25 protein-coding genes are annotated in these 24,180 nt (G+C 62.4%); 11 read left to right on the forward strand and 14 right to left on the reverse strand.

The genetic code is table 11. The features are described 5' to 3' along the window. Nucleotides 1–108 precede the first annotated feature (108 nt). Nucleotides 109–1,476 carry a M20/M25/M40 family metallo-hydrolase gene (locus tag CEQ44_RS15590; RefSeq protein ID WP_088183748.1) on the reverse strand — a complete coding sequence of 456 codons (1,368 nt, stop codon included), beginning with the start codon at nt 1,474–1,476 and terminating at the stop codon, nt 109–111. Nucleotides 1,477–1,666: 190 nt separating this feature from the next. Here CEQ44_RS15590 and CEQ44_RS15595 point away from each other — a divergent pair, with 190 nt between their 5' ends. Then, a complete protein-coding gene (locus tag CEQ44_RS15595; protein WP_088183524.1) occupies nt 1,667–2,971 on the forward strand; it encodes a dicarboxylate/amino acid:cation symporter in 1,305 nt (434 codons plus the stop codon). 67 nt (nt 2,972–3,038) lie between these two features. Here CEQ44_RS15595 and CEQ44_RS15600 read toward each other — a convergent pair whose 3' ends face one another. Then, on the reverse strand, nt 3,039–3,533 hold the full coding sequence (locus tag CEQ44_RS15600; protein WP_088183523.1) for a nucleoside deaminase: 495 nt from the start codon (nt 3,531–3,533) through the stop codon (nt 3,039–3,041). A 132-nt stretch (nt 3,534–3,665) separates the two neighbouring features. Between CEQ44_RS15600 and CEQ44_RS15605 the strand changes: the two genes are divergently transcribed. Then, nucleotides 3,666–4,529: a formate/nitrite transporter family protein gene (locus CEQ44_RS15605; RefSeq protein ID WP_088183746.1), complete on the forward strand. Its 864-nt coding sequence runs from the start codon at nt 3,666–3,668 to the stop codon at nt 4,527–4,529. A gap of 225 nt (nt 4,530–4,754) precedes the next feature. Further along, nucleotides 4,755–6,098 (forward strand): methylenetetrahydrofolate--tRNA-(uracil(54)-C(5))-methyltransferase (FADH(2)-oxidizing) TrmFO, encoded by a 1,344-nt coding sequence (trmFO, locus tag CEQ44_RS15610; RefSeq protein WP_088183522.1) that lies wholly within the window; start codon nt 4,755–4,757, stop codon nt 6,096–6,098. Nucleotides 6,099–6,180: 82 nt separating this feature from the next. Here trmFO and CEQ44_RS15615 read toward each other — a convergent pair whose 3' ends face one another. Next, nucleotides 6,181–6,645, reverse strand: coding sequence for an EF-hand domain-containing protein (locus tag CEQ44_RS15615; RefSeq protein WP_088190815.1), 465 nt, complete (start codon nt 6,643–6,645; stop codon nt 6,181–6,183). Between the two features lie 44 nt (nt 6,646–6,689). After that, nucleotides 6,690–7,352, reverse strand: a complete 663-nt coding sequence (locus CEQ44_RS15620; protein WP_254913679.1) for a hypothetical protein — start codon at nt 7,350–7,352, stop codon at nt 6,690–6,692. A gap of 135 nt (nt 7,353–7,487) precedes the next feature. On the opposite strand from CEQ44_RS15620, the gene CEQ44_RS15625 reads away from it, so the two are divergent. The 3 genes from CEQ44_RS15625 (at nt 7,488) to CEQ44_RS15635 (ending at nt 10,380) form a co-directional block, all read left to right on the forward strand. Beyond that, nucleotides 7,488–9,140 carry a TadE/TadG family type IV pilus assembly protein gene (locus CEQ44_RS15625; RefSeq protein WP_088183187.1) on the forward strand — a complete coding sequence of 551 codons (1,653 nt, stop codon included), beginning with the start codon at nt 7,488–7,490 and terminating at the stop codon, nt 9,138–9,140. After that, a complete protein-coding gene (locus CEQ44_RS15630; protein ID WP_088183188.1) occupies nt 9,137–9,733 on the forward strand; it encodes a TadE/TadG family type IV pilus assembly protein in 597 nt (198 codons plus the stop codon). The genes CEQ44_RS15625 and CEQ44_RS15630 overlap by 4 nt, the downstream gene beginning before the upstream one ends. 62 nt (nt 9,734–9,795) lie before the next feature. Then, nucleotides 9,796–10,380 carry a TadE family protein gene (locus CEQ44_RS15635; protein WP_254913691.1) on the forward strand — a complete coding sequence of 195 codons (585 nt, stop codon included), beginning with the start codon at nt 9,796–9,798 and terminating at the stop codon, nt 10,378–10,380. 22 nt (nt 10,381–10,402) lie between these two features. Here the strand turns inward: CEQ44_RS15635 and CEQ44_RS15640 are convergent, their stop codons facing one another. The 4 genes from CEQ44_RS15640 to eno all read right to left on the reverse strand — a co-directional run bounded on the left by CEQ44_RS15640 (nt 10,403) and on the right by eno (nt 14,762). Next, a complete protein-coding gene (locus CEQ44_RS15640; protein WP_088183190.1) occupies nt 10,403–11,788 on the reverse strand; it encodes a pyruvate dehydrogenase complex E1 component subunit beta in 1,386 nt (461 codons plus the stop codon). Beyond that, nucleotides 11,788–12,864 (reverse strand): pyruvate dehydrogenase (acetyl-transferring) E1 component subunit alpha, encoded by a 1,077-nt coding sequence (gene pdhA / locus CEQ44_RS15645; protein ID WP_088183191.1) that lies wholly within the window; start codon nt 12,862–12,864, stop codon nt 11,788–11,790. The genes CEQ44_RS15640 and pdhA overlap by 1 nt, the downstream gene beginning before the upstream one ends. Before the next feature lie 234 nt (nt 12,865–13,098). Then, complete coding sequence (locus CEQ44_RS15650) at nt 13,099–13,410, reverse strand: septum formation initiator family protein (protein ID WP_088183192.1); 312 nt, start codon at nt 13,408–13,410, stop codon at nt 13,099–13,101. A gap of 77 nt (nt 13,411–13,487) precedes the next feature. Further along, entirely contained in the window at nt 13,488–14,762 is a 1,275-nt protein-coding gene (gene eno, locus CEQ44_RS15655) for a phosphopyruvate hydratase (RefSeq protein ID WP_088183193.1), read from the reverse strand. Nucleotides 14,763–14,990: 228 nt separating this feature from the next. On the opposite strand from eno, the gene CEQ44_RS15660 reads away from it, so the two are divergent. From CEQ44_RS15660 to CEQ44_RS15680, 5 genes are all read left to right on the forward strand, one after another. Further along, nucleotides 14,991–15,608, forward strand: a complete 618-nt coding sequence (locus CEQ44_RS15660; protein ID WP_088183216.1) for a hypothetical protein — start codon at nt 14,991–14,993, stop codon at nt 15,606–15,608. 57 nt (nt 15,609–15,665) lie between these two features. Next, complete coding sequence (locus CEQ44_RS15665; protein WP_088183194.1) at nt 15,666–16,073, forward strand: hypothetical protein; 408 nt, start codon at nt 15,666–15,668, stop codon at nt 16,071–16,073. Next, entirely contained in the window at nt 16,070–16,393 is a 324-nt protein-coding gene (locus CEQ44_RS15670) for a hypothetical protein (RefSeq protein ID WP_088183195.1), read from the forward strand. The genes CEQ44_RS15665 and CEQ44_RS15670 overlap by 4 nt, the downstream gene beginning before the upstream one ends. Further along, complete coding sequence (locus tag CEQ44_RS15675; RefSeq protein ID WP_088183196.1) at nt 16,386–16,961, forward strand: DUF883 family protein; 576 nt, start codon at nt 16,386–16,388, stop codon at nt 16,959–16,961. The genes CEQ44_RS15670 and CEQ44_RS15675 overlap by 8 nt, the downstream gene beginning before the upstream one ends. Nucleotides 16,962–17,066: 105 nt before the next feature. Further along, a complete protein-coding gene (locus tag CEQ44_RS15680) occupies nt 17,067–17,288 on the forward strand; it encodes a DUF4170 domain-containing protein (RefSeq protein ID WP_088183197.1) in 222 nt (73 codons plus the stop codon). 89 nt (nt 17,289–17,377) lie between these two features. Here the strand turns inward: CEQ44_RS15680 and CEQ44_RS15685 are convergent, their stop codons facing one another. The 6 genes from CEQ44_RS15685 to carA form a co-directional block, all read right to left on the reverse strand. Then, entirely contained in the window at nt 17,378–18,037 is a 660-nt protein-coding gene (locus tag CEQ44_RS15685; RefSeq protein WP_088183198.1) for a rhomboid family intramembrane serine protease, read from the reverse strand. A 2-nt stretch (nt 18,038–18,039) separates the two neighbouring features. After that, entirely contained in the window at nt 18,040–18,516 is a 477-nt protein-coding gene (gene greA, locus CEQ44_RS15690) for a transcription elongation factor GreA (protein ID WP_088183199.1), read from the reverse strand. Nucleotides 18,517–18,596: 80 nt separating this feature from the next. Further along, complete coding sequence (carB, locus tag CEQ44_RS15695) at nt 18,597–21,932, reverse strand: carbamoyl-phosphate synthase large subunit (protein WP_088183200.1); 3,336 nt, start codon at nt 21,930–21,932, stop codon at nt 18,597–18,599. After that, nucleotides 21,932–22,501 carry a hypothetical protein gene (locus CEQ44_RS15700; RefSeq protein WP_140419295.1) on the reverse strand — a complete coding sequence of 190 codons (570 nt, stop codon included), beginning with the start codon at nt 22,499–22,501 and terminating at the stop codon, nt 21,932–21,934. The genes carB and CEQ44_RS15700 overlap by 1 nt, the downstream gene beginning before the upstream one ends. Further along, complete coding sequence (locus CEQ44_RS15705) at nt 22,498–22,866, reverse strand: ribonuclease E inhibitor RraB (RefSeq protein ID WP_088183202.1); 369 nt, start codon at nt 22,864–22,866, stop codon at nt 22,498–22,500. Before CEQ44_RS15705 ends, CEQ44_RS15700 begins: the two co-directional genes overlap by 4 nt. Continuing rightward, a complete protein-coding gene (gene carA / locus CEQ44_RS15710) occupies nt 22,863–24,128 on the reverse strand; it encodes a glutamine-hydrolyzing carbamoyl-phosphate synthase small subunit (RefSeq protein ID WP_088183203.1) in 1,266 nt (421 codons plus the stop codon). Before carA ends, CEQ44_RS15705 begins: the two co-directional genes overlap by 4 nt. Nucleotides 24,129–24,180: the final 52 nt, after the last annotated feature.

The following is a 24,180-nucleotide window of genomic DNA, read 5'->3' on the forward strand; positions in this document are numbered from 1 at the left end:
GCTGAGCTTGTCGAAGTCCCGTATCGAAGCATTGCGCATATCCTTCGATACGCCATTTCGACTTCGCTCAATGGCTACTCAGGACGAACGGTCTGGGAAACGACAGCCTTACTTCGCCAACCCGCGCACCACTGCGTCCCACTGCTCCAGCGATTCCCTGATCCCCGCCACCGGCACCCGCTCGTTCAGCCCATGGGCAAAGCCGTCCTGCGCCTTCATGAACAGGCTGGACACGCCGTAACTCGGTACGCCCAGCGCCCGGAAATAGAGGCTGTCGGTCGCGCCTGCCGACATGCCCGGCATCACCGTGATGTCCGCCGACCGCGCCGTCACGGCGTCGCGCACCACCTTCATCAAGTCGGCGCGCAACGGTGAAGCGTCGCTCGCCAGCGGATCGCCCAGCGTCTTCACGCTGGCACTCGGATCGGCCACCACCTTCACCAACTGCGCCTTCACATCCTCGATCGCCACGCCGGGAAAGATGCGGCAATTGACGCTGACCTTCGCGCTTTGCGGCAGAGCGTTCAGCGCATGGCCCGCATTCGCCATTGTCGCGACGCAGGTGGTGCGCACTTGGCCTACAAATTCCGGCCGGGTCGACAGCAGGTCCGCCGCCGCCGCATCGCCCGTCTCGGCATAGCGCTTCATTGCCTGTCCCACCTCGCCACCCATCCGGTCGGCCGACAGCGCCAGCGACGCCTTAGTCAGTTCGTTGCGCATCGGCGGGAATTGATAAGCCGCGATCGCGTCGATCGCCTTGGCCATGCGATAGATCGGATTGCCCGGCGTCGGCGCGCTCGAATGGCCGCCCGCATCGGTGAAGGCAAATTCGAAATCGGCATAGCTCTTCTCGCCCGCCTGCAACTGGTACAGCACCGGCTTGCCCTCATCATTCAGCAGCCCGCCGCCGCCATCGCCATTCAGCAACAGGTCGATGTCCTTATACTGCGCCGCCAGCGCCTTGGTCGTCACCATGTCGGTTTCCTCGTCCCCCGACAGGAGCAGAATGACGGTGCGGCGCGGTTTCCAGCCTTCCTTCTTTAGCTGCGCCATGGTCGCGACCATCATCGCGACGTCATATTTATTATCCTCCGCGCCCCGCCCGAAAATATAGCCATCTTCCTCCACCGGCACGAAAGGATCGCGGGTCCAGTCCGCCCGGTCCGCCGCCACCACATCCATATGGCCGATCAGGCCCAGGGGTTTGAGCTTGAGGTCGCTCCCCCTGATCGTAGCGGAAAGGGTTGCCGTCTCGCCGATCGGCGTGATGACGATATCCGCGTCGGCAAATCCCGCGCTTTTCAGCACGCTTGCATAATAGGCCGCCAGTTTGGGCACCTGCCCCGCACCCCGCACCGTCTTGATCGCGACGGAGCGCATCAAAATATCCTTGGCCGCGCCGGCATCCGCCGCCGCCATTGCGCCCTGCGGCAGCGCCAGCAGCGCCAAAGCCGAATATGCGCCGCGCATCATCATCTCTTGCAACTCCCCGATGGACCAATCATGCATATCTGGCATAGCGGATCGGCCCGGCCAATGCGTTGAATGGGCGAGCAGGGAAAGAGGGCCACCTTATCCCTGTTATACACACGTCAAGAATTGCTTGCGCGCAATCGCCCGGCCACCATCCGATATAGGCTGCCGGACGCCCACAGGAACGATAGCCATGGCCCTTCATTATCGCAGTTTCGGATTTCAGGTATTGGCCGGGATGGTCGTGGGCCTGTTGCTGGGCCTGGTCGCGCGCCAGATCGGTGCGGGGCCGGATGGCGACCTCAATTGGCTGGCGACCGCGCTCAAGACGGTCGGCTCGATCTTCGTCTCGCTGCTGAAAGCCATCGTGCCGCCCCTCGTCTTCGCCGCCATCGTCGCGTCGATCGCCAATCTGCGCGCGCTTGACAATGCCGCGCGGCTGGCCGGGCAGACATTGCTGTGGTTCGCCATCACCGCGCTGATCGCGGTCGCGATCGGCATCGCCATCGGCGTCATCGTGCAGCCGGGCATCGGCCTCTCCAGCGCGGCGCTCGCCGCCAAGCAGCCGGACTCGGTCGGCGGCTGGCTCGATTTCCTCAAAGGGCTGGTCCCCGGCAACAGCCTGGCGCTGTCGGGCAGCACCAAGATTGGCGAGAGTGGCGCGGCGACCACCAGCATCAGCTTCAACATCCTGCAATTGCTGGTCATTTCGATCGCCGTGGGCCTAGCCACTTTGAAGGTCGGGGAAAAGGCCAACGCTTTCCTAAGCTTCGTCCGCTCGCTGCTCGCGGTCGTGCGCGCGATCCTGGGCTGGGTCATCCGCCTGACGCCGATCGGCTCGGCCGCCCTCATTGGCACCGCCATCGCCACCTATGGCTGGAGCGCGCTGGCGCAGCTTGGCACGTTCACCGCCGCCATCTATCTCGGCCTCGCACTCGTGCTGCTGGTCGTCTATCCGGCGCTGCTGATCGCCAATGGCCTCAAACCTGGCCCCTATTTCGCCAAAGCCTGGCCCGCGATCCAACTGGGCTTCGTCTCGCGCTCGTCAGTGGGCACCCTGCCCGTCACCGAAGCCGTGACCGAGCGGCTGGGCGTGGACAAAGGCTATGCCGCCTTCGCGATCCCCTTAGCGTCCACGACGAAGATGGACGGCTGCGCGTCGATCTACCCCGCGCTGGCGGCCATCTTCGTCGCGGGCTTCTACGGCATCCCACTGCATTTCGTAGACTATGCATTGATCGTTTTCGTGTCCGTCATCGGATCGGCCGCGACCGCCGGCCTGACCGGCGCGATCGTGATGCTGACGCTGACGCTCTCGACGCTGGGCCTGCCGCTGGAGGGCGTAGGGCTGCTGCTCGCGATCGACCCGATTTTGGACATGGGCCGGACGGCGGTCAATGTCGCAGGCCAGGTTCTGGTCGGCGTGATCGTGGCGAAGCGGGAGGGGATTTTGGACGAGGCGGCTTATTATGGGGATGGAGAATTGGTCGCCGTTTAGCGGCAAGTCGCCGCCGACCTTGCGGGCTTAAGGCAGGTCTCGCAACCCATCTCCACAGCGCGCCGGTTCATATATTGCCCTGCTCTTCGATCGGGACATCATCGTCTGGTCCAAAATAGAGCGCGGCGCACTCGTCCCGCAAGCATCCCCCGTCGATGACAAGATCCTCGCGCCAGGCGTCCTGGATAAAATCGACCGTGTCGAGGTGACGGTCCTCGAAATACATCCGATGGACGTCGTCGCGGCCCGCGCCATAGACGATGCGCCCTATTTTCGCCCAGATTGACGCCATGGTGCACATCCCGCACGGCTGCAGCGTGGAATAAAGCGTGGCGTCCCGGATATCCATATCCCCATGGGCCTTGCCCGCGCGCCTGAACGCCATCATCTCCGCATGGGCCGTGGCGTCGAGAAGCTCTTCCGTCTGGTTGACCGCGCGCGCCAACTCCCGGCCATTGAGGACGATGATGGCGGCGATCGGCGTATCCTGCGGCGATGTCCCCTTGCTCTTTGCCAGTTTGATGGCTTCACGCATCCACGCCTTGTCGATCTCGCCTATCATGATTTTTCCGCCCCGTAATGGTATAGAGGCTTGCTTGACGTTTGGCGCCGCCCCCGGTTCCTTGCCCAAAGCAACGACCGCAGGGAACAAATCGCCACGCCGCCGGTCCGGTCTTCTATGCAGGATAGCGAAATGGCAGAAACCGGATCGGAAAAGATCGACGATCCCGAACGCCAGCCCAATGACGACCTGGACGCCACGGAGGTTCGCGACGTCGAGGACAGGCGCGCCAGCTCGTCCAGGATCGTGCATGAGGTCGTGCGATTGCAGGGCGAGGAGGAGCTGGCGCGGCCGGCGCTGGCTCTGATATTGTCCGGCACGGCTGCGGGGCTGGCCATGACGCTATCCTTGATGTGCGAGCTTTTCCTGCGCAGTCACCTGCCGGATACGGCATGGGCGCCATTGGTTTATTTTCTCGGTTATCCCGTGGGTTATCTGATCGTTATATTGGGGCGGATGCAGCTGTTTACCGAAAGCACCGTCACCGCCGTTCTGCCTGTCGCCACCAAACCCACCGGCCAGAATATCGGCAGACTGATGCGGCTCTGGCTCTGCGTGATTGTGGGAAATCTGGTTGGCGTCACATTGGTCAGCGCGCTGATGGCCGGCGAAATCATCATCACGCATGAGCAGCGCCTCATCGCGTTGGACCTGCTCGGCAAACTGGAACTTCAGCCTTGGCACCGCACCCTGACGCTGGCTATTCCCGCCGGCTTCATCATGGCTGCCATCGCCTGGGTGCTACCCAGCGCCAAAGGCAGCGAGTTCTGGGTGATCTTTACCCTAACCTACGTAATAGCGCTCGGCGGCTTCGCGCACGTTGTGACCGGGTCGTCCCAGGTCACCTTTCTATGGCTGAGCGGCAGTATCAGCATGGCCGAGTCCTGGCTGGCATTCACCTTGCCGGCATTGCTGGGCAACATCATCGGCGGGTCCGGCCTATTCGCCGTGCTGGCCCATGGACAGATGCGCAGCGATACGAGTGGGGAAACATAAATCGCCGGACGGGCGCGACATCACTTCGCAAAAATCTCCTATTGCGAAGTCCGCTATGCATACCCCAACCCGCGCAAAAACGAAGCCACGACGGTGTGAACTTCGCAGCTTTTGCCAATCGCCGAGCATGCCAAACGCCGCCGCAACCCGCCCTGTCCTACTCGCCCGCCATCGGCTATAGGCCCTGGCTCCAACGGCGAAAGCGCGGCATCAGGGCGAATATCAGTGGCAGATTATCAGGTTCATATCATCGGCGGCGGCCTCGCCGGAACGGAAGCCGCGTGGCAGCTTGCGCAGGCCGGCATCCGCGTGCGCCTGTCGGAAATGCGGGGAAGCGGCGACATGACGCCCGCGCACCAGACCGAGGGGTTGGCCGAACTGGTCTGCTCCAACAGCTTCCGTTCCGACGACGCGGACAAAAACGCCGTGGGCCTGCTGCATCAGGAAATGCGCCGGCTGGACTCGCTCATCATGGCGAGCGCCGAACCGGCCAAGGTGCCCGCCGGCTCCGCGCTGGCGGTCGATCGCCATGTCTTTTCGGCCGCCGTCACCCGCGCGCTGGCCGATCACCCCAATGTAGAGATCGTCCGCGAGCGGATCGACACGCTGCCCACGACAGGCATGACCATCATCGCAACTGGCCCGCTGACCGCGCCCGCGCTCGCCACCAGCATCGGCCAGGCAGCGGGGATGGAGCATCTGGCCTTCTTCGACGCGATCGCGCCCGTCATCCATTATGACAGCATTGATATGGACCAGTGCTGGATGGCCAACCGCTGGGACAAGATCGGCCCCGGCGGCGGCGAGGGGAAGGATTATATCAACTGCCCGATGGACAAGGACCAGTATCAGGCCTTCGTCCAGGGGTTGCTCGACGGCGAAAAGACCGAGTTCAAGGAATGGGAGGCGAGCACCCCCTATTTCGAGGGATGCATGCCGATCGAGGTGATGGCGTCGCGCGGGCCGGAAACCCTCCGTCACGGCCCGATGAAGCCGATGGGCCTCGACAATCCGCGCACCGGCCGCTGGCCCTATGCCGTGGTGCAATTGCGGCAGGACAATGCCAGCGGCACGCTGTGGAACATGGTCGGTTTCCAGACCAAGCTCAAACATGGCGCGCAGGTGGAGTTGTTCCGTACCATTCCGGGCCTGCAAAATGCCGAATTTGCGCGACTCGGCGGACTGCACCGCAATACGTTCATCCAGTCGCCCAAATTGCTGGACCCGACGCTGCGGTTGAAGAGCGCGCCGCATATCCGCTTCGCCGGGCAGATGACGGGCTGCGAAGGCTATGTCGAGAGCGCCGCGATCGGCCTGATCGCCGGACGTTTTGCCGCCGCCGAACTGCTGGGCCGCGAACTGACGCCGCCGCCCGCCGACACGGCGCTGGGCGCGCTGCTGGGGCATGTGACCGGCAATGTGGTGAGCGCCGACTATCAGCCGATGAACGTCAATTTCGGTCTGTTCCCGACGCTGGACGAGGTGAAGAAGAAGCAGCGCAAGGAAGCCTATACCTCTCGCGCCCGCGCGTCCTTTGGGGTGTGGATGGGGGAGATGGAACTGGCGTGACAACCCAAATACCGTTCAGTTCGAGATTGTCGAGAACCCTTGCACCGGCTTCTCGACAAGCTCGAACCGAACGGCATTTTGTTCAGCACCTACACTTCGCCTTCGGTGCCCGCTTCGGCGCCGTCGCGGCGAACTCCGCCGGGGTTAGCTTGCCGTCCTTGTCGCCGTCCGCCGTGCCGAAACGGTCCGCTGTCGCCACCGCCCATTCCTCGAAGGACAACAGGTTGTCGCCATCCTTGTCCAGCGCCTTAAACGCCTTGGTCCGGCTACCCATCATCTCGACCCGCGTAATGACGCCATCGCGGTTCCGGTCGTAGCGTGCGAAGCGCTTCTGCTCGCGGCTCTGCGGACTGGCCTCGCCGGGCATCGGCGGCGCATCGCCGACCGCATCGGGATCACCCTGCGGCAGCGCTTCTATCTGCGGCGGGGGTGGTGGGGCAGAAGCAAGCTGGGGCACCGGTGCCGTATCCGCCCGCCCCTGCCACCAGAACAGGCCGCCCGCGACCAGCAGCAGCGCCGCCATGCCACCTGCCAGCAATCGCCCCATGCCGCCCTCCTCAAGTCCGTGGGAACCCAGCCTATCCCGACCGGCTATCGTCCGACAAGCGCGATCCGCAGCAACCGTCCCGCCAGCGCCCGCGGCATCCCCAGCGGCGCGGCGCGACCCGCCAGCACATCCTGCCGCGCCAGGGTGAAGGCGATCCGCAACGGCTTCCACGCCCGCGGCCAGCGCGCGCCGTCAACCTGCGGCAGCAGGTCGCGACCCAGCGCCAGCGCAGCGTCCGCCAGTGCCCTGTCCCCGACATGCCCGGCCAGATCCCACAGCGCCCACACCTGCCCAGCCGCCGCCAGCCACTCTGGCGCGTCGGCGGCATCGGCCAAAGCGCGGAACAAACCGCCGCCCCGCCCCGCGGCATACTCACGCAACCCCTGCACATCGATGTCGGGTTCGACCACCAGCACTTCCCAGCCGTCGATCACCGCCACCAGCCCTGGCGCTCCACAAGCCCCCGTCGCCCGCATCGCATCGACCACTGGTTCGCCCTGCCCCTTGATCCCGGCCGCATCGTCGATGACGTCATTCCACCAGGCAAGGCGCATCTGCCCGATCATCGGCTCGCTGGTGGTGCGGGCGACCTTAGCCAGCCGCGCGTCGAACGCCCAGAGCGCCCGGTGCCGCGCCGCCTGTTCCCCGCCGGCATGTGCCGCCAGCAAAAGGCCCAGCGGCGGCACGGCGTCTTTGTCCAGGCTCATGGCGCGACTCCTGTCTGGACAAGGACTAGGCAGGTTATCGGTCCTTTAACCATCTTCCTCATACACATTCTAACCAGTGCGCCTGCATAGGCGAACAGGCTGCCCGACCCAGTATTGGGGGGCGTGGGGCGCGACATGGGTGATTGCAGGCAAATGGGCAAGGGTAACGAGCATCCTACGGGATTTCTGAGTCGGCTGGCGGGCAACCAGGCGGGCAACGTGCTGGGCATCGCTGCTGCCGCCATGATCCCGTTGGCTGGTATGATCGGCGGGGGTCTGGACATCAGCCGCGGCTATCTCAGCAAGACCCGCCTGCAACAGGCGTGCGATGCCGGCGTGCTGGCCGGGCGCAAGTTGATGGGCACCGGCGGCGCCGTGACGACGGAAGTAACCGCGGAAGTGCGCAAATATGTGAAGTTCAACTATCCCAACAATTATCTTGGCTCCACCCTGCAAGACGCCAATATCGTGCCGACGCTTGGCAGCAACGACCAGATCCAATTGACGGTATCCACGACAGTTCCTACCGTTGTCATGGGATTGTTCGGCAAGCAGAATATTGCTGTCACAGCGACGTGCAGCGGGCGTAACGATTATTCCAACATCGACATCGTGCTGGTGCTCGACACGACGGGATCGATGGCGTGCAAGCCTGAACTGACCGCGGAAGAGTGCAGCGACTGGATCAACGACAATAATCGCGGCGGCAAAAAACTGACTGTCGATGGCAAGGTCGTCACCTATGTCGATGAGGACAAGACCGGCGGCACCAACATTTCACGCATGCAGGCGCTCCGCACGGCGCTCGCCAACTTGCAAACCCAAATGGCGACAATCGAAAGCCAGTTCAACATGACCGAACAGGGCAAGCGAAAGCGGGTCCGCTGGGCGGTGGTGCCTTTTTCGCAAATGGTCAACGCGGGGTTCAGCAAGGGGAGCGCTGGCACCACGCTTTATGCCCGTCAACCGACATGGTTTAACGCGACCGGCACCTATCGCGCTTATTCTTGCGGCAGGTACAGTTGTAGCTATCCAAGTACAACTGTTACACATGACAGTAACTGGATGACGAACACCTGGGACGGTTGCGTCGAGGAACAAAGCACCAGCAACAGCATTACTTCGACGTCCAGCACGATACCATCGACAGCTTATGATATGCTGCCTGATACCGTACCGTCCTCTACGGCGACGCGCTGGACGGTGGCTGATCCCGATCGAGTCGGAAGCGCGCAATATGCCTGTCCCAGGGCGATGCTGGAAATGCAGCAGCTGACGGCGACAAATTTCAACAATTATTTTTCATTCAACAACGGCTTCGTCGCCAATGGCGGCACGTATCTCGATGTCGGCTTGCTATGGGCTGCCAGACTATTGTCGCGCACTGGCAATTGGTCCAGCGAAAATCCGACGCTCTACAATACCTATCCAGTCAATCGCTACGTCATATTCATGACCGACGGGCTCATGGATACCGGTAATACCGGCTATGGCGCCTATGCCCAGGAAACGACTTGGCGACGGGTCGCGGCCGATGGCACCAAAGACACGTCCAACGCCAACCATACCGCCCGTTGGCAGCTGACCTGCGCTGCGATCAAGAATATGGCGAGCACGAAAATCTATACCATTTCCTTTGGCGCGGGTTCGCCCCTCAGCCAGGACATGATCGACTGTTCTTCGGGCGCGAAGGACGAATATGCGTTCGAGGCGGACGATGCTTCCGACCTCAATGACGTATTCCGGGACATCGGGGAAAATATCGGATCGTTGAGGCTGTCGCAATGACGGTTGCTTCGGCCTTTGCCCGACGGATCAAAGGGGATCAACGCGGTGCGGCCATATCCGAGTTCGCCCTGATCCTCCTGCCGCTCTGCCTTCTGTTGTTCGGCGGGCTGGAGATGGGCTATCAGATTTATGTCCGATCGGTGCTTTTGGGTGCCATGGAGCGCGCGACGCGCCTCACAACCTTGCAGACGGTCGATAGCACGGCGGTAGAGACCGACATCGAGGCCACAGTGAAACGCGTCGCGCCCAATGCGACCGTGCTGACGACCAAAGGCAGTTTCCTGCAATATAGCCAGATCAACGCCATGGAGCGGTTGACGAAGGATACGAACAACAATGCCACGCTGGACAGCGGCGATTGCTGGGAAGATGTGGATGACAATGGCGTGCGCAACATCGTGACGGCGGGCAAGACGGGGATCGGCGGCGCGGACGATATCGTGCGCTATAATACGGTCGTTACCTATAACCGGATATTGCCGATTTATCGGTTCATCGGGATCGGCAATACCGCCACGCTGACCGCGACCACCATGACGCGCCGGCAACCTTATGAATTGCAGAGCACGCTAACCCCCAAATGCAAGGCATGAGCATGACGGTCCGTACAATCCTTCGCCCCTCGTTGCGGGACATCGGTCGCCATGTTGCGGGTATGGCTGCTGTCGAATTCGCGCTGGCGCTGCCTGTGCTGGTCGGCCTGACGATGGGGGGGGCCGAGGCCGCCAACATGGCCTATACCTCGCAAAAACTGGGGGATATTGCGACGATGAGCGCCGACAGCATATCCCGCATCCGCTTGAGCATTTCGAACGGCGACGTCACCGACGCATTGGGCGGCATCAAGATATTGGGCGATCCCATCAGCCTGCGTAACAACGGCCGGATCATCGTATCCAGCATTGCACCCGTGCTGGATGCGTCGGGCAACGTCACCAACCAGAAATTACGATGGCAGCGTTGTTCAGGCGCATTGGTGAAAAACTCCGCCTTTGAAACAACAGAAAACACGAACCTAGGCGCAGCAGGTATTGGACCAACCGGGCGCAAAATCGCCGCGACGAAGGGCAGCGAAATGATCTTCGTCGAGGTTTATTATACCTATAAACCGTTGATATCGTCATCCTTCTTCGGGACGCCGCAAATGTCGGCCTATGCCGCGATGGCGGTGCGGGAACGCACGGCCAACGATCTTCTGACGAGCGGCACCAACTCCCCCTGCACGACCTACGCCGCCTGAACGCGGCGCAGGTCGTCCAGCTTTAGCGGTAGCAGACCTTCTTGGCCGCCGCGACGACGCGGGCGGCGTCGATCAGCGCCGCCTTTTCAAGGTTCGCCGCATAGGGCAGCGGCACATCTTCATTGGTCACGCGCAGCACCGGGGCGTCCAGATCGTCGAAGCCTTGCTCCATAACCACGGCCGCAATTTCCGACGCGATCGAGCAGGTCGGCCAACCTTCTTCCACCACAACCAGCCGGTTGGTCTTCTTAAGGCTTTCCAGCACCGTCGCGGTGTCGAGCGGGCGCAGCGTGCGCAGGTCGATGACCTCCGCATCGATGCCTTCGCCTGCCAGCGTCTCCGCCGCGTCGAGCGCCAGGCCCACGCCGATCGAATAGCTGACCAAGGTCACGTCCTTGCCCGGACGCATGATCCGCGCCTTGCCGATCGGCAGGACATAGTCATCGACCTTGGGCACGTCGAAGCTGCGGCCGTAGAGAAGCTCGTTCTCCAGGAACACGACCGGATCGGTCGATCGGATCGCAGCCTTGAGCAGGCCCTTGGCATCCGCCGCATCATAGGGCGCGATGACGATCAGGCCGGGGACGGACGCATACCAGGGACCGTAATTCTGGCTATGCTGCGCGCCGACGCGGCTGGCGGCGCCATTGGGGCCGCGGAACACGATGGGGCAGCGCATCTGGCCGCCGGACATATAATTGGTCTTGGCCGCCGAATTGATGATGTGGTCGATCGCCTGCATGGCGAAGTTGAACGTCATGAATTCGATGATCGGACGCAGGCCGCCCATGGCCGCGCCCGTCCCGATGCCGGCAAAGCCATATTCGGTAATCGGCGTGTCGATGACGCGCTTGTCGCCAAATTCGTCCAGCAGGCCCTGGGTCACCTTATAGGCGCCCTGATATTCCGCGACTTCCTCACCCATCACGAACACGCGCTCATCCTTGCGCATTTCTTCGGCCATGGCGTCACGCAGCGCTTCGCGCACGGTCGTCTTTACATATTCGGTGCCTTCGGGCAGGTCCGGGTCGGCCACGGTCGCCTTGGCTTCCGACGCCAGCTTGGACGTGCCGCTTTCGGCCTTCTTGGGGGCTTCAGGGGCGGACTCGGGCTTTGCGGGCGCGTCTTCTGTCTTGGCCGCAGGTGCGGGCGCTGCGTCTTCGCCGCCTTCGCCCGCCATCTCGGCAATGACGGTGCCGACCTTCACGCCTTCGGTGCCTTCGGCGATCATGATCTTACCGATCTTGCCCTCGTCCACGGCTTCGAATTCCATCGTCGCCTTGTCGGTCTCGATCTCGGCCAGGATGTCGCCGGACTTGACCTCATCGCCTTCCTTCACCAGCCATTTGGCCAGCGTGCCCTCTTCCATGGTCGGCGAGAGCGCCGGCATCTTGATTACGATACCCATCAATATTGCTCCACCAGCACGTCGGTATAGAGTTCGGACATTTCAGGTTCGGGCGAGCTTTCCGCAAAATCGGCCGCCTCGGCAACGGTCTTGCGGATAGCCTGGTCGATACCCTTGATCTCGTCTTCGCTGACGCCGGCCTCGATCAGATATTTCTTCGCGCCCTCAATCGGGTCGGACTTGTCGCGCATCGCCTGCACTTCCTCGCGCGACCGGTATTTGGCCGGGTCGGACATGGAGTGGCCACGATAGCGGTAGGTCTTCATTTCCAGCAGGATCGGGCCATTGCCCTCCTGCACCCATTTGAGCGCTTCCTCGGTCGCGCCGCGCACGGCCAGAACGTCCATGCCGTCGACCTGGAGGCCGGGGATGCGGAAACTTTCGCCGCGGCGGTAAAGCTGGTCTTCGGACGAGGCGCGGTTGACGCTGGTGCCCATGGCATATTGGTTGTTCTCGATCACGAAGATGATCGGCAGCTTCCACAATTCGGCCATGTTGAACGATTCATAAACCTGGCCCTGGTTGGCCGCGCCATCGCCGAAATAGGCGACGCACACGCCGCCATCGCCATTATATTTATGCGCAAAGCCCAGACCCGCGCCCAGCGACACCTGCGCGCCGACGATGCCATGGCCGCCGAAGAATTTATGTTCGACGCTGAACATGTGCATCGAACCGCCCTTGCCACGGGAAATGCCCGCGCCACGACCGGTCAGTTCCGCCATGATGACATTGGGGTCGATGCCATAGGCGAGCATGTGACCATGGTCGCGATAGCCGGTGATAACGCTGTCTTTGCCGGGCTTGAGCGCGGATTGGATGCCGACCGCGACTGCTTCCTGGCCAATATAGAGATGGCAGAAGCCGCCGATCAGGCCCAAGCCGTACAACTGGCCGGCCTTTTCCTCGAAGCGGCGGATGAGAACCATCTGACGATAAAATTCCAGCAACTCTTCCTTGCTGGCCTTATAATCGGTCGGGGTTTGCGGGCGAGGCCGATTGTGGTCCGCACCGGCAGCGGGTGCAGCCGCTTTCGCCTTTGCAGTCGAAGCACGCGGCGTCGTTGGTTTCGCCAAGGCTCTTATCCTTTTGCGTGGGGGTAGGATGGAAGGAAGGCCGATATAGCGGCAGAGTTGCATATATTGCAACGGCGGACCCCACGGAATCCGGGTAGAACCAATAGCCGCAGCCAAAAATTGATGGCGAGAAACCTGCCTGCTACACACAGCCTTTCGCCGTTCGTAGTAAAATTACCGAGACGGCATCTTCAACGCAAAATCATTTCACGAACCTGCGCAACATGACGCTGCTCAGTTGAGCGGCACTACCACTTCGTCATGATGGATGACCCCCAGCTGGCGGCGGATCAGTTCGTCCGACAGGTCGGGATCGACGCGACGCGGGTTGAGCAAATCGACCCGGTTGCGCAGTTCGGCGCGCGCTTCCTGCACCTGCTTCAATTCCGTCTTCGCTTCATGCAACTGGCGCGAATAGTCCCCCCAGGCAAGCACGCCGTTTGACCCCAGCACCACATAGCCCGCGAAGAACAGCAGCAACAGCAGCGCGATCGCAGGGCCAATGGCCGACCAGATAAGGAGACGAAGTTTAGCGATATGCGCCATGGCCCAGAAGAATCACAGGAAAAGGCTGGCGGCAAGCGAAAAATGCGTCGCTTGCGGCCAGCCGAGTCTGCTGATGTTTAGCGGAAGATCGAGCGCCCCGCATAAACGGCGATATCGCCCAGCTCTTCCTCGATACGGATGAGCTGGTTATATTTGGCGAGCCGGTCCGAACGGGCGAGCGAGCCCGTCTTGATCTGCCCGCAATTGGTGGCGACGGCGAGGTCGGCGATGGTCGCGTCTTCGGTCTCGCCCGACCGATGCGACATCACGGCGGTGTAGCGCGCGCGGTGAGCCATATCGACCGCCGCTAGCGTCTCCGTGAGCGTGCCGATCTGATTGACCTTGACCAGCAGCGAATTGGCCAGCCCCTTGCCGATGCCCATAGACAGGCGCGCCGGGTTGGTGACGAACAGGTCGTCGCCGACCAACTGCACCTGATGCCCGATCTTATCGGTCAGCGCCTTCCAGCCTTCGAAATCATCCTCGCTCATGCCGTCCTCGATCGACTTGATCGGATAGTCGGCGGTGAGCGCAGCAAGATAATCGGCCATTTCGACCGGCGACAGGGACAGGCCCTCGCCCGAAATCTCATACCTGCCGTTCTTGAAGAATTCGGTGGCGGCGCAGTCGAGCGCCAGAACGACATCGTCGCCGGGCGTATAGCCCGCCTTCTCGATGCTCGCGAGGATGAAGTCGAGCGCGTCGCGAGTCGATGCGATGTTGGGGGCAAAGCCGCCCTCGTCGCCGACCGATGTCGCCAGCCCCTTGTCATGCAGGCCTTTTTTCAGGGTATGGAAGATTTCCGACCCGATCCGCACGGCGTCCGCGATGCTGTCCGCACCGACCGGCATAATCATGAATTCCTGAAAATCGATCGGGTTGTCGGCATGTTCGCCACCATTGATGATGTTCATCATCGGGACCGGCAGAACATGCGAGGAGACGCCGCCGACATAGCGATAGAGGGGCAGGCCACGCGCATCGGCAGCGGCCTTAGCCGCGGCGAGGCTGACGCCCAGGATCGCGTTGGCGCCCAGGCGCGACTTGTTGTCCGTGCCGTCCAGCGCGATCATCGCGGCATCGACTTCGCCCTGGTCTTCGGCGTCCAAGCCGATCAGTTCGCCAGCAATCTCGTCATTGACAGCCGCCACGGCGGCCAGCACGCCCTTGCCCAGATATTTGCTCATGTCGCCGTCGCGCTTTTCCACCGCCTCATAGGCGCCGGTGGACGCGCCCGACGGCACCGCGGCGCGGCCGAAGCTGCCATCTTCCAGCATGACATCGACTTCAACGGTGGGATTGCCGCGGCTGTCGAGTATCTGGCGGGCGTGAATATCGAGAATGGCGGTCATGATCGCTCCTGCACTTAGCGTCGTAACGGGCGGCCGGTGGCCGGGAATGTGCGCTCCGCTTAGCCAGCGCCCTCCCCCTTGGCAATGCGGGGCTTGCGCGGACGCAAAAAATGCCGATGGTCGAAAATGTAACGGCAACGGAACTGTAGGCCGCCGCGATGCATTTGTTCGATGATGCCCGCCGGCCTTCGCGGCCGCCATACTGCTTTTGAAAGGGAGATTGAGACGATGGCTGACACCCCCGAAACGCCCAAGCGCGTGAAGAAGATGCCCGTCTCCACGACGGTTAAGGCAAAGCCTGCCAAATCGGCGATCGCCACACCATCATCCGCACCGGTCGCATCAGCCCCGATCAAGAAGGCGGCCACGCGCAAGGCAGCGATAACGCCCCCCAGCAACGGCACGCATGCCGGATGGGCCGACCAGATCGCGCCCATCAAGGCAAAGGCGGAAAAGGCCGCGAAAGCGGCGACCGACAAACTGTCCGCAGTCGATTGGAAAGCGCATATCGAGCCGATCAAGGAACAGGCCGGCAAGACCGCCAAATCGGCCGCCGGCGTCGCCAAGGAAAAGACCGGCACCGCCATGCAGAGCCTGGCCAAGCTGATTGCCGAAACCGCCGGGACGGTCGATGCCAAGCTGGGACCGCAATATGGTGATTATGCCCGCCAGGCGGCAGAATCCGTCGCGGGCGCAGCCGACACGCTCGATGCCAAGGATGTCGATGAGCTGCTTGGTGAAGCGCGTGATTTCGTGCGCAAAAGCCCGGCGGTCGCCATCGGCGCTGCGGCTGTGGTCGGCTTCGTGCTGATGCGCCTGGCCAAGGGATCGGACGACAAGGCCTGATCCCGCCCATCATTTCCTGACCGACGCACGATCCTGCACGGCGGGACGGAGGCCCAATTGATAGACGATCCAGCGGATACGGCGGTGACGCCGCACACCGATGGGCAGCGCGATGGCGCGCCCGATGACGGCACGCCGGCCCAGGAAGGCGTTAGAGAGGTGATCGCCCGCCTCTACGCCGACGGTCGCGCCTATGCAGCCGCCGAAGCGGAAAAACAGAAGTTGCGGGCCAGCATTATTGGCGCGGGCATACGCAATGTAGCGATCTTCGGCATCGTGGCGTTGATGCTTGCGTTCGCTACCATCGTCGCTCTCCTGGTTGGACTCACCATCGCGCTGGCGCAGCTGGTCGCGCCGCTATGGGCGACACTGATCGTCGTCGGCGGAGGATTGCTGATGGTCCTCATCCTGCTCTTCGCGGCGAAAGGGGCCATCACCCGTATGAAGAAGGCGATTGCGCCATGACGCTGGAAGCTCGTTATCGCGAAGCCTGTGCGCGCGCGGACCTGGCGCGCGGTCGTCTCCACCTTACGGCGCAGGAGGCCAAGGCGCGCGTAGCGCCTGCCAGGCTCAAACAGGATGTGAAGGACAAGGCGAGCAACGCCGTGCTGAACGGCGTCGCCACCGCGGCAGCGAAGGCGCAGCAACGGCCCTTTGCGGTCGGTGCGGCAGTTGCGGCCTTCGGACTCTTTCTGGCGCGGCGTCCGCTGGCGGCACTTTTCCGTCGGTTATACGTTCGCTTCCAGGACACCCAATCAGACAATGTGGAGAATGACAATGGCTGACATCCGCGCCCAATTGAGCCGCGCCCGTGAAGCAGCGAACGACGCCGCCGCAACCGCTTCCGACCGGATCAAGGATACCGGCGAAAAAGCGCGCGAAAGCGCGGGCGAGTTGATCCAGACCAGCCGCGACAAGGCGAGCGAAGCCTATGGCGAGGCGCGCGACAAGACCCAGCGCGTGGCCACCCGCGCCAACCAGATCGTGCAGGAGCATCCGATCGTCGCGGTGGCCGGCGCCGTCGCCGTCGGCGCTGTCGTCGCCTGGATGTTCCCCAAGAGCCGCGCCGCCATGAAGGCGCTGCCGGGGTTCGCGGTGACCGCCGGCTCGCGTCTTCTGGAGGCCAGCGCCGCGGCGCGTGCCGCTGCTGCGGAAGGTGCCAAGACGGCTAAGCAAAGCGCGGCCCATGCCCTCCACGCTGCAGGCGACGTAGCATCGGACGCCCGCGACACTGTTGTCGCGTCCGATCTGCCCGCCAAGGCATCGAAGCTGGCCGACGAAGTGACCGCATTGGTCGCGGCAAAAGTCGATGCCCTGAGCGACGCGATCAAGGCGCGGTTGCCCAAAAGCTAATCGCAATTGCGGCAAACGCAATCGACCTGCCGTCTTGCTCTTCTTGGCGTATCGCGGTGACGATGCTAAGGCATCGCGATACGCATAAGGAGAATAGATAACGCCATGAGCAAAATGCATCTGGTGCTGGGTGGTCGCGTAACCGATCCGCAGACTCTCGAATTTCAGGATCTCAGCAAAGTCGATCTGGTTGGCGTATATCCCGACTATGCGTCAGCCGAAAAGGCATGGCGCGGCGCGGCGCAGCGCACGGTTGATGATGCCGAGATGCGCTATGTCATCGTACATCTGCACCGCTTACTGGAACCGGAACTGCCGGGCGCTTAAGTCAAGCACGCTGTTCCCCGGCGAAGGCCGGGGTTCAGACCTCCGCTTGTTACTGGACCCCGGCCTTCGCCGGGGAACAGGGCTCCATCTCAATGCACCGCGCGCGGCTTTTTCCTGAAGCGCCAGCGCAGAAGCGGCCGGGTCAGCGCCAGGCCTGCCAAGAAGCCGCCGATATGCGCGGCGATCGCGATCTGGCCGAGCTCGCTCATACCCGCACCGCTCGCCAGCCCGATCATCAATTGCACCGCGATCCACGCGCCCGCCAGCCACAGCACACGCACCAGATTAGCCGACAGAGGCCCGATCGAGCGCACCTGCTGCTGGCTGTAAAGCAGCGCATAGGGCGCGATGATTGCGGAAATCGCGCCGCTGGCGCCGACCATCGGATTGGTCGATCCCGGATCGATCGCCCATTGTGCCAGGCATGCGCCATAAGCGCCAAGGACATAGAGGAGAAGCGTCCCGGCCCAACCCAGCACATGCTCCACCTGCCGCCCGCAAAAGAGCAGCATCAACATGTTGAAGCCGATATGCAGCCAGCCGGCGTGAATGAAGGTGCAGCTGAGCGGCGTCAGCCAGGTCGGCACCGCCGCCATCCCGGCCAGCAGCGCCGGATCGCCCAGGCGCGCAGGAATGAAGCCACCGACGACCGCGGCGTTATCGACCTGTCCAGTCAGATAGATCAGCAGGAACGCGGCGACCGTAATCACCCCGATCCCATTGGTCAGTCGGCCAGCCGGCAGCTTCACGGTCAGATGAAATCGATCTTATCGACCGAATAGAATTTGTCGCCGGACGGCACCGACACTTCTACATCCTCGCCCACCGTGCGGCCGATCAACGCGCGGCCCAGCGGGCTGTTATAGCTGATCATGCCCTGCTTGGCGTCGGCTTCGGCCTGGCCGACAATCTGGTATTTCACCGGCTTGTCGTCTTCATCGAGCAGGGTCACGGTCGCGCCGAACACGATCTTGTCGCCCGACAGCGTCTTGGGGTCGATGACCTGGGCGCGGGACAGCTTGTCCTCCAGGTCGTTGATCGTCGCCTCGACCTGGCCCTGCCGCTCCTTGGCGGCGTGATATTCGGCGTTTTCGGACAAATCGCCGTGCGCGCGCGCTTCTTCGATGGCGTCCACGATCAAAGGCCGCTCGGCCTTCAACTCGCGGAGCTGCGCGGTGAGCTTGTCATAGCCCATCTGCAGCATCGGCATCTTCTCGACGGTCGCCATGAGTGCAAATCCTTCGTCAAAACTTCCCTTTGGCGACCCGAACGTCGGGCCACCCGCAGCATGCTTCCTTGTGCAGGGGATCAGGCTTGCGACAGGGGATAATAGGACTGGAGCGAGCGCACTTCAAGGGCATGACCCCGTAAAGCCTCGATCGCATCGGCCGCAGCGACGCTGGCGGCGGCCGTAGTGAAGCTGGCGATTTTGTGGCGCAGCGCGCTGATGCGGATCGCCTTGCTGTCTTTCAATGACTGCCAGCCTTCGGTGGTGTTGAAGATCAGTTGCACATCACCATCGGTGATCTTGTCCACGATGTGCGGACGGCCCTCTGCGACCTTGTTGACCCGCTGCACGGCGATGCCCTGATCCTCCAGATATTGGGCGGTGCCGCCGGTCGCGATCAGCTTGAAGCCCATGTCCACCAGCTTGCGCGCGGCAGGCAGGATGACCGGCTTGTCGCTGTCCTTGAGCGAGATGAACACCGTCCCCTCGGTCGGCAACATCGTGCCCGCCCCGATCTGCGCCTTGGCGAAGGCGGTGGCGAAATTGCTGTCTATGCCCATGACTTCGCCCGTGCTCTTCATTTCCGGCGAGAGAACGGGATCGACGCCGGGGAAGCGGCCGAAGGGGAAGACGGCTTCCTTGACCGCGACATGGTTGATCGCATTGCGGTCGATCTTGGGCAGATCCTTGATCTTCTCCCCCGCCATCACGCGCGACGCGATCTTGGCGATCGGGGTGCCGATCGCCTTGGCGACGAAGGGCACGGTCCGGCTGGCGCGCGGGTTCACCTCGATCAGATAGACGACACCGTCCTTGACCGCGAACTGGATGTTCATCAGGCCGCGCACCGACAGGGCGTGGGCCAGCACTTCGGTCTGCCGCTCAATCTCTGCGATGATATCGTCCGACAGGCTGTATGGGGGTAGCGAGCAGGCGCTGTCGCCCGAATGGACGCCGGCTTCCTCGATATGCTGCAGCACGCCCGCGACCACGACATCCTCGCCATCGCACAGCGCGTCAACATCGACCTCGATCGCGTCGCGCAGATACTGGTCGATCAGGACCGGGGAATCGCCCGACACCTTGACCGCCGTGGTGATATATTCCTCCAATTGCGCCTGGCCGTCGACAATCTCCATCGCCCGGCCACCCAGCACGTAGCTGGGCCGCATCAGCACGGGATAGCCGATCCGGTTGGCCACTGCGATCGCCTCTTCGCGGCTGCGGGCGATGCCGTTGGCGGGCTGGCGCAGCTTCAGCTTGTCAATCAGCGCGGCGAACCGCTCGCGATCTTCGGCCAGGTCGATTGCATCCGGGCTGGTGCCCAGAATGGGGATGCCCGCATCCTCCAGCGCCTGCGCCAGTTTGAGCGGCGTCTGGCCGCCGAACTGCACGATCACGCCCTTCAGCGTCCCGTTCGACATTTCGACATGCAGGATTTCCAGCACATCCTCGGCCGTCAGCGGCTCGAAATAGAGCCGGTCCGACGTATCGTAATCAGTAGAAACCGTCTCAGGATTGCAGTTTATCATGATGGTTTCATAGCCGACTTCGCTAAGCGCGAAGCAGGCGTGAACGCAGCAATAGTCGAACTCGATCCCCTGCCCGATCCGGTTCGGCCCGCCGCCCAGGATGACGACCTTCTCACGATCGGTCGGCGCGGATTCATTCTCCGCCTCGCCAAAGATCGGCGCTTCGTAGGTCGAATACATGTACGGCGTCTTCGCCTCGAACTCGGCGGCGCAGGTGTCGATGCGCTTGAAGACCGGGCGCACGCCCAGCTTGTGGCGCAGCTTGCGCACCTCATCCTCGGTCACGCCGCCGGTCATGGCGACCACCGCTTCATGAATCAGGCCCGACCCGCGCGCGATGCCACGCTCATTCCCCGCCAGATTGGCCGACTTGAGCGCCAGATAAGCCAGGCGCTTGTCGGAAAAGCCCATGGATTTGAGGCGCCGCATCCCGTCCGCATCGCGCGGCAGGCCGTTGGCCAGCACTTCGCCTTCCGCGTCCACGATTTCCTTGATCCGGTCCAAAAACCAGGGATCGAACTTGGCGATGTTATGGATTTCCTGAACGCTCAGCCCTTCACGCAGCGCCTGCGCGGCGACCAGCAGCCGGTCCGGCGTCGGCTGGGCGAGCGCAGCGATGATATCATCCTTGGGCGCGCCGACCAAATGATCGACTGTGTTGAAGCCCGACAGGCCGGTTTCCAGCCCGCGCAGCGCCTTCTGCATCGATTCATGGATGTTGCGGCCGATCGCCATGACTTCGCCAACGGACTTCATCGCGGTGCCCAGCAGCGGCTCGGCGCCCTTGAACTTTTCGAAGGCGAAGCGCGGAATCTTCGTCACTACATAGTCGATCGTCGGTTCGAACGACGCCGGCGTCGCGCCGGTGATGTCGTTCGTGATCTCGTCCAGCGTGTAACCCACCGCCAACTTCGCCGCGACCTTGGCGATCGGGAAGCCGGTCGCCTTAGACGCCAGCGCGGAAGACCGCGACACGCGCGGGTTCATCTCGATCACGACCAGGCGGCCGTCTTTCGGATTAACCGCGAACTGCACGTTGGAACCGCCTGTTTCCACACCGATTTCACGTAATACCGCGATGGATGCATTGCGCATGATCTGATATTCCTTGTCGGTCAGCGTCAGCGCCGGGGCGACGGTGATGCTGTCCCCGGTATGGACGCCCATCGGGTCCACATTCTCGATCGAACAGATGATGATGCAATTGTCGTTACGGTCCCGCACGACCTCCATCTCATATTCTTTCCAACCGAGCAGCGACTCCTCGATCAGCACCTCGGTCGTGGGCGACGCATCCAGTCCGCCGCGTACGATGGTCATGAACTCGTCGCGATTATAGGCGATGCCGCCGCCGGTGCCGCCCATGGTGAAGCTGGGCCGGATGATCGATGGCAGGCCGGTAAACTCCAGCCCTTCCAACGCCTCTTCCATCGTATGCGCAATGCGCGATCGGGCCGATTCCAGCCCGATCTTGTCCATAGCGTCGCGGAACTTGATCCGGTCCTCCGCCTTGTCGATCGCTTCGGCATCCGCGCCGATCATCTGCACGCCGTACTTCTCCAGCGTGCCGTCGTTGAACAGCGCCAGCGCGGTATTGAGCGCCGTCTGCCCGCCCATCGTCGGCAGCACCGCATCCGGCCGCTCCTTCTCGATGATCTTCGCCACGATTTCAGGCGTGATCGGCTCGACATAGGTCGCGTCGGCAAATTCCGGGTCGGTCATGATCGTGGCCGGGTTGGAATTGACCAGGATGATGCGATAGCCCTCTTCCTTGAGCGCCTTCACCGCCTGCGTGCCCGAATAATCGAACTCGCACGCCTGGCCGATGATGATCGGGCCAGCGCCGATGATGAGGATGGAGGAGATGTCGGTGCGTTTGGGCATTATTCTTCTTTTCTCTCTTCAACGGCCGCGTTTCCGATGAACACAAGGCGGATGCCATGCTGGTCCAAACCCGACGCCATCCACGCGTCAGTCAGGCACTTGGCACCGGGGTTTGTAGGAAAGGTGAGGAAATCTTTTTTGTAGGTAAAGCTGTCAGCCCCGATCACTTCAAAAGCGCTTCCCGGATTAAGGCCGCAGAATACTTCCAGCGCTTTTAGATATTCGGCCAACGGCCGTTCAGCGGAGTAGCTGGGGAATGTATCCTGTTTCCCAGCTTTGCGAATCTTTTCCTGCGCCATCGCCTTCATCAGCGCGCCAGCTTCAGCGTTGTCATACGCCTGGTAGCGGGCACCAATTTCCGGTTCCTCAAACTCAACCATCGCGCGCGCCCATGTCGCAGAGCGAATGCATTCGAACATTTTGTCCGTCGCCCCGCTCGACGCCGCAATTGACAGCACGTCGCTCTGCAAGAGCGCTTCATAACGAAGAGACACACCGGAGCGCGATACGCCACAGCTTACAACCGCCTCCATAATGGGCACGTTGGATGGCGGCGGCAAATCAATCAATGCACCGCCCCCGTCTGCGCCTCGCACCCCCAGCCGTCATATTCGACGCCGCAGAGGATTTCGATCTGGAGGCATTTGCGGGTCAGCGCGCGGATCGACGCTTCATCGACCGGCTGCACACATTCCAGAAACAGGAACAGGTCGCCCTCGTCATCCTCTTCCCGGTCCAGTTCGACCATGCCGAACTGGCTGGCGATGGTGAGCAGCCGATCGAAATCCTTTTCGCTGCCGCGGAAGGACACGTCCACCGGCCGCGCGATCCGCGCCACGTCGCCATTGGCGGCGAGATTGGCGAGGACTTCGCGGTCCGCCTCCCACTCGGCGGCGAGGCGGGCTTCATCGACGGGAGGGAGGTTGATGCTCATGCCGCGACAGGCCCTTTAAGGCCCGCCACGAAGCGCTTGAACAGGTAGAAGCTGTCCTGCGGCCCCGGCGATGCTTCGGGGTGATATTGCACCGAGAAGGCGTTCCTGTCGGTCAGTTCGATGCCGCAATTGCTGCCGTCGAACAGCGACACATGGGTCGCGCGGACATTGGCGGGCAGCGTGGCGGCATCGACCGCAAAGCCGTGGTTCATGCTGGTGATCTCGACAAGGCCATCGTCCAGCCGCTTGACCGGATGGTTCGCGCCGCGATGACCCTGATGCATCTTGATCGTCTTGGCGCCGACCGCCAGACCCAGCAACTGATGCCCCAGGCAAATGCCGAAGATCGGCACATTCTCGGTCAGCAACGCGGCGATCACCGGTACGGCATAGGCGCCGGTCGCTGCCGGATCGCCAGGGCCATTGGACAGGAACACGCCGTCGGGCTGCAAGTCCATCACCTGTTCGAACGTCGCGGTCGCGGGCAGCACGGTCACGCGCGCGCCGGCCTTCACCAGATTGCGGAAAATATTGTTCTTCGCGCCATAATCGATCGCCACGACATGTGGACGCGGCGCGGGGGTCGGCAAATCCTGTTCCGCGAAAAGCAGCGGGTTGCCCTCGGCATCGCTGGCCGGATAGCCCGCCGCCACCGTTTCCAGTGCGTCGGTGGCATCCACATCATAGCCCTTGCCCAGCGTCCATCCGCCATCCTTCCACAGGCGCGTTTCCTTGCCGGTGACTGCGATGGCCAGGTCCATGCCCTCCAGCCCCGGCCAGCCCGCCGCCTTGGCCGCCAGCGCGGTGATGTCGAACGCACCATCGGGATCATGCGCGATAACGACATTGGGCGCGCCCTTCACCCGGATCAGGCGGGTCAGCGCGCGGGTATCGACCCCGGCGAGGCCAATGCGGCCGTTTTCCGCCATCCACTGATCGAACGGTTCGACATTGCGGAAATTGCTGGGCGCGGTCACATCCTCGCGCACGATGCAGCCCAGCGCGTATGGATTATCCGCCTCGACATCGTCCAGGTTGGTGCCGACGTTACCGATATGGGGAAAGGTGAAATTGATGATCTGCCCGGCATAGGAGGGATCGGTCATGATCTCCTGATAGCCGGTGATGGAGGTGTTGAAGCAGAGTTCGCCCACCGCTTCGCCGACCGCCCCAAAGCCGCGGCCGAACACAGCGCTGCCATCGGCGAAAACCACGACCCCTGTCGCTCCTTTAGGCACAATGAGGGTCTTGGCGTCAGCCATGGTGTCAGCGTCCTTTATGCTTTTGCGGGAACCCGTCTGATGCGGGTTAAAC

This window comes from Sphingobium sp. Z007, from assembly GCF_900013425.1.
In the GTDB taxonomy this organism is placed as follows: Bacteria; Pseudomonadota; Alphaproteobacteria; order Sphingomonadales; family Sphingomonadaceae; genus Sphingobium.

Bases quoted from the DNA above. Each gene is read 5' to 3' on its own strand.
- CEQ44_RS15590 (WP_088183748.1), bottom strand. From the start codon at position 1,476: ATGATGATGCGCGGCGCATATTCGGCTTTGGCGCTGCTGGCGCTGCCG.
- CEQ44_RS15595 (WP_088183524.1), top strand. From the start codon at position 1,667: ATGGCCCTTCATTATCGCAGTTTCGGATTTCAGGTATTGGCCGGGATG.
- CEQ44_RS15600 (WP_088183523.1), bottom strand. From the start codon at position 3,533: ATGATAGGCGAGATCGACAAGGCGTGGATGCGTGAAGCCATCAAACTG.
- CEQ44_RS15605 (WP_088183746.1), top strand. From the start codon at position 3,666: ATGGCAGAAACCGGATCGGAAAAGATCGACGATCCCGAACGCCAGCCC.
- CEQ44_RS15615 (WP_088190815.1), bottom strand. From the start codon at position 6,645: ATGGGGCGATTGCTGGCAGGTGGCATGGCGGCGCTGCTGCTGGTCGCG.
- CEQ44_RS15620 (WP_254913679.1), bottom strand. From the start codon at position 7,352: ATGAGCCTGGACAAAGACGCCGTGCCGCCGCTGGGCCTTTTGCTGGCG.
- CEQ44_RS15625 (WP_088183187.1), top strand. From the start codon at position 7,488: ATGGGTGATTGCAGGCAAATGGGCAAGGGTAACGAGCATCCTACGGGA.
- CEQ44_RS15630 (WP_088183188.1), top strand. From the start codon at position 9,137: ATGACGGTTGCTTCGGCCTTTGCCCGACGGATCAAAGGGGATCAACGC.
- CEQ44_RS15635 (WP_254913691.1), top strand. From the start codon at position 9,796: ATGGCTGCTGTCGAATTCGCGCTGGCGCTGCCTGTGCTGGTCGGCCTG.
- CEQ44_RS15640 (WP_088183190.1), bottom strand. From the start codon at position 11,788: ATGGGTATCGTAATCAAGATGCCGGCGCTCTCGCCGACCATGGAAGAG.
- CEQ44_RS15650 (WP_088183192.1), bottom strand. From the start codon at position 13,410: ATGGCGCATATCGCTAAACTTCGTCTCCTTATCTGGTCGGCCATTGGC.
- eno (WP_088183193.1), bottom strand. From the start codon at position 14,762: ATGACCGCCATTCTCGATATTCACGCCCGCCAGATACTCGACAGCCGC.
- CEQ44_RS15660 (WP_088183216.1), top strand. From the start codon at position 14,991: ATGGCTGACACCCCCGAAACGCCCAAGCGCGTGAAGAAGATGCCCGTC.
- CEQ44_RS15670 (WP_088183195.1), top strand. From the start codon at position 16,070: ATGACGCTGGAAGCTCGTTATCGCGAAGCCTGTGCGCGCGCGGACCTG.
- CEQ44_RS15675 (WP_088183196.1), top strand. From the start codon at position 16,386: ATGGCTGACATCCGCGCCCAATTGAGCCGCGCCCGTGAAGCAGCGAAC.
- CEQ44_RS15680 (WP_088183197.1), top strand. From the start codon at position 17,067: ATGAGCAAAATGCATCTGGTGCTGGGTGGTCGCGTAACCGATCCGCAG.
- greA (WP_088183199.1), bottom strand. From the start codon at position 18,516: ATGGCGACCGTCGAGAAGATGCCGATGCTGCAGATGGGCTATGACAAG.
- carB (WP_088183200.1), bottom strand. From the start codon at position 21,932: ATGCCCAAACGCACCGACATCTCCTCCATCCTCATCATCGGCGCTGGC.
- CEQ44_RS15705 (WP_088183202.1), bottom strand. From the start codon at position 22,866: ATGAGCATCAACCTCCCTCCCGTCGATGAAGCCCGCCTCGCCGCCGAG.
- carA (WP_088183203.1), bottom strand. From the start codon at position 24,128: ATGGCTGACGCCAAGACCCTCATTGTGCCTAAAGGAGCGACAGGGGTC.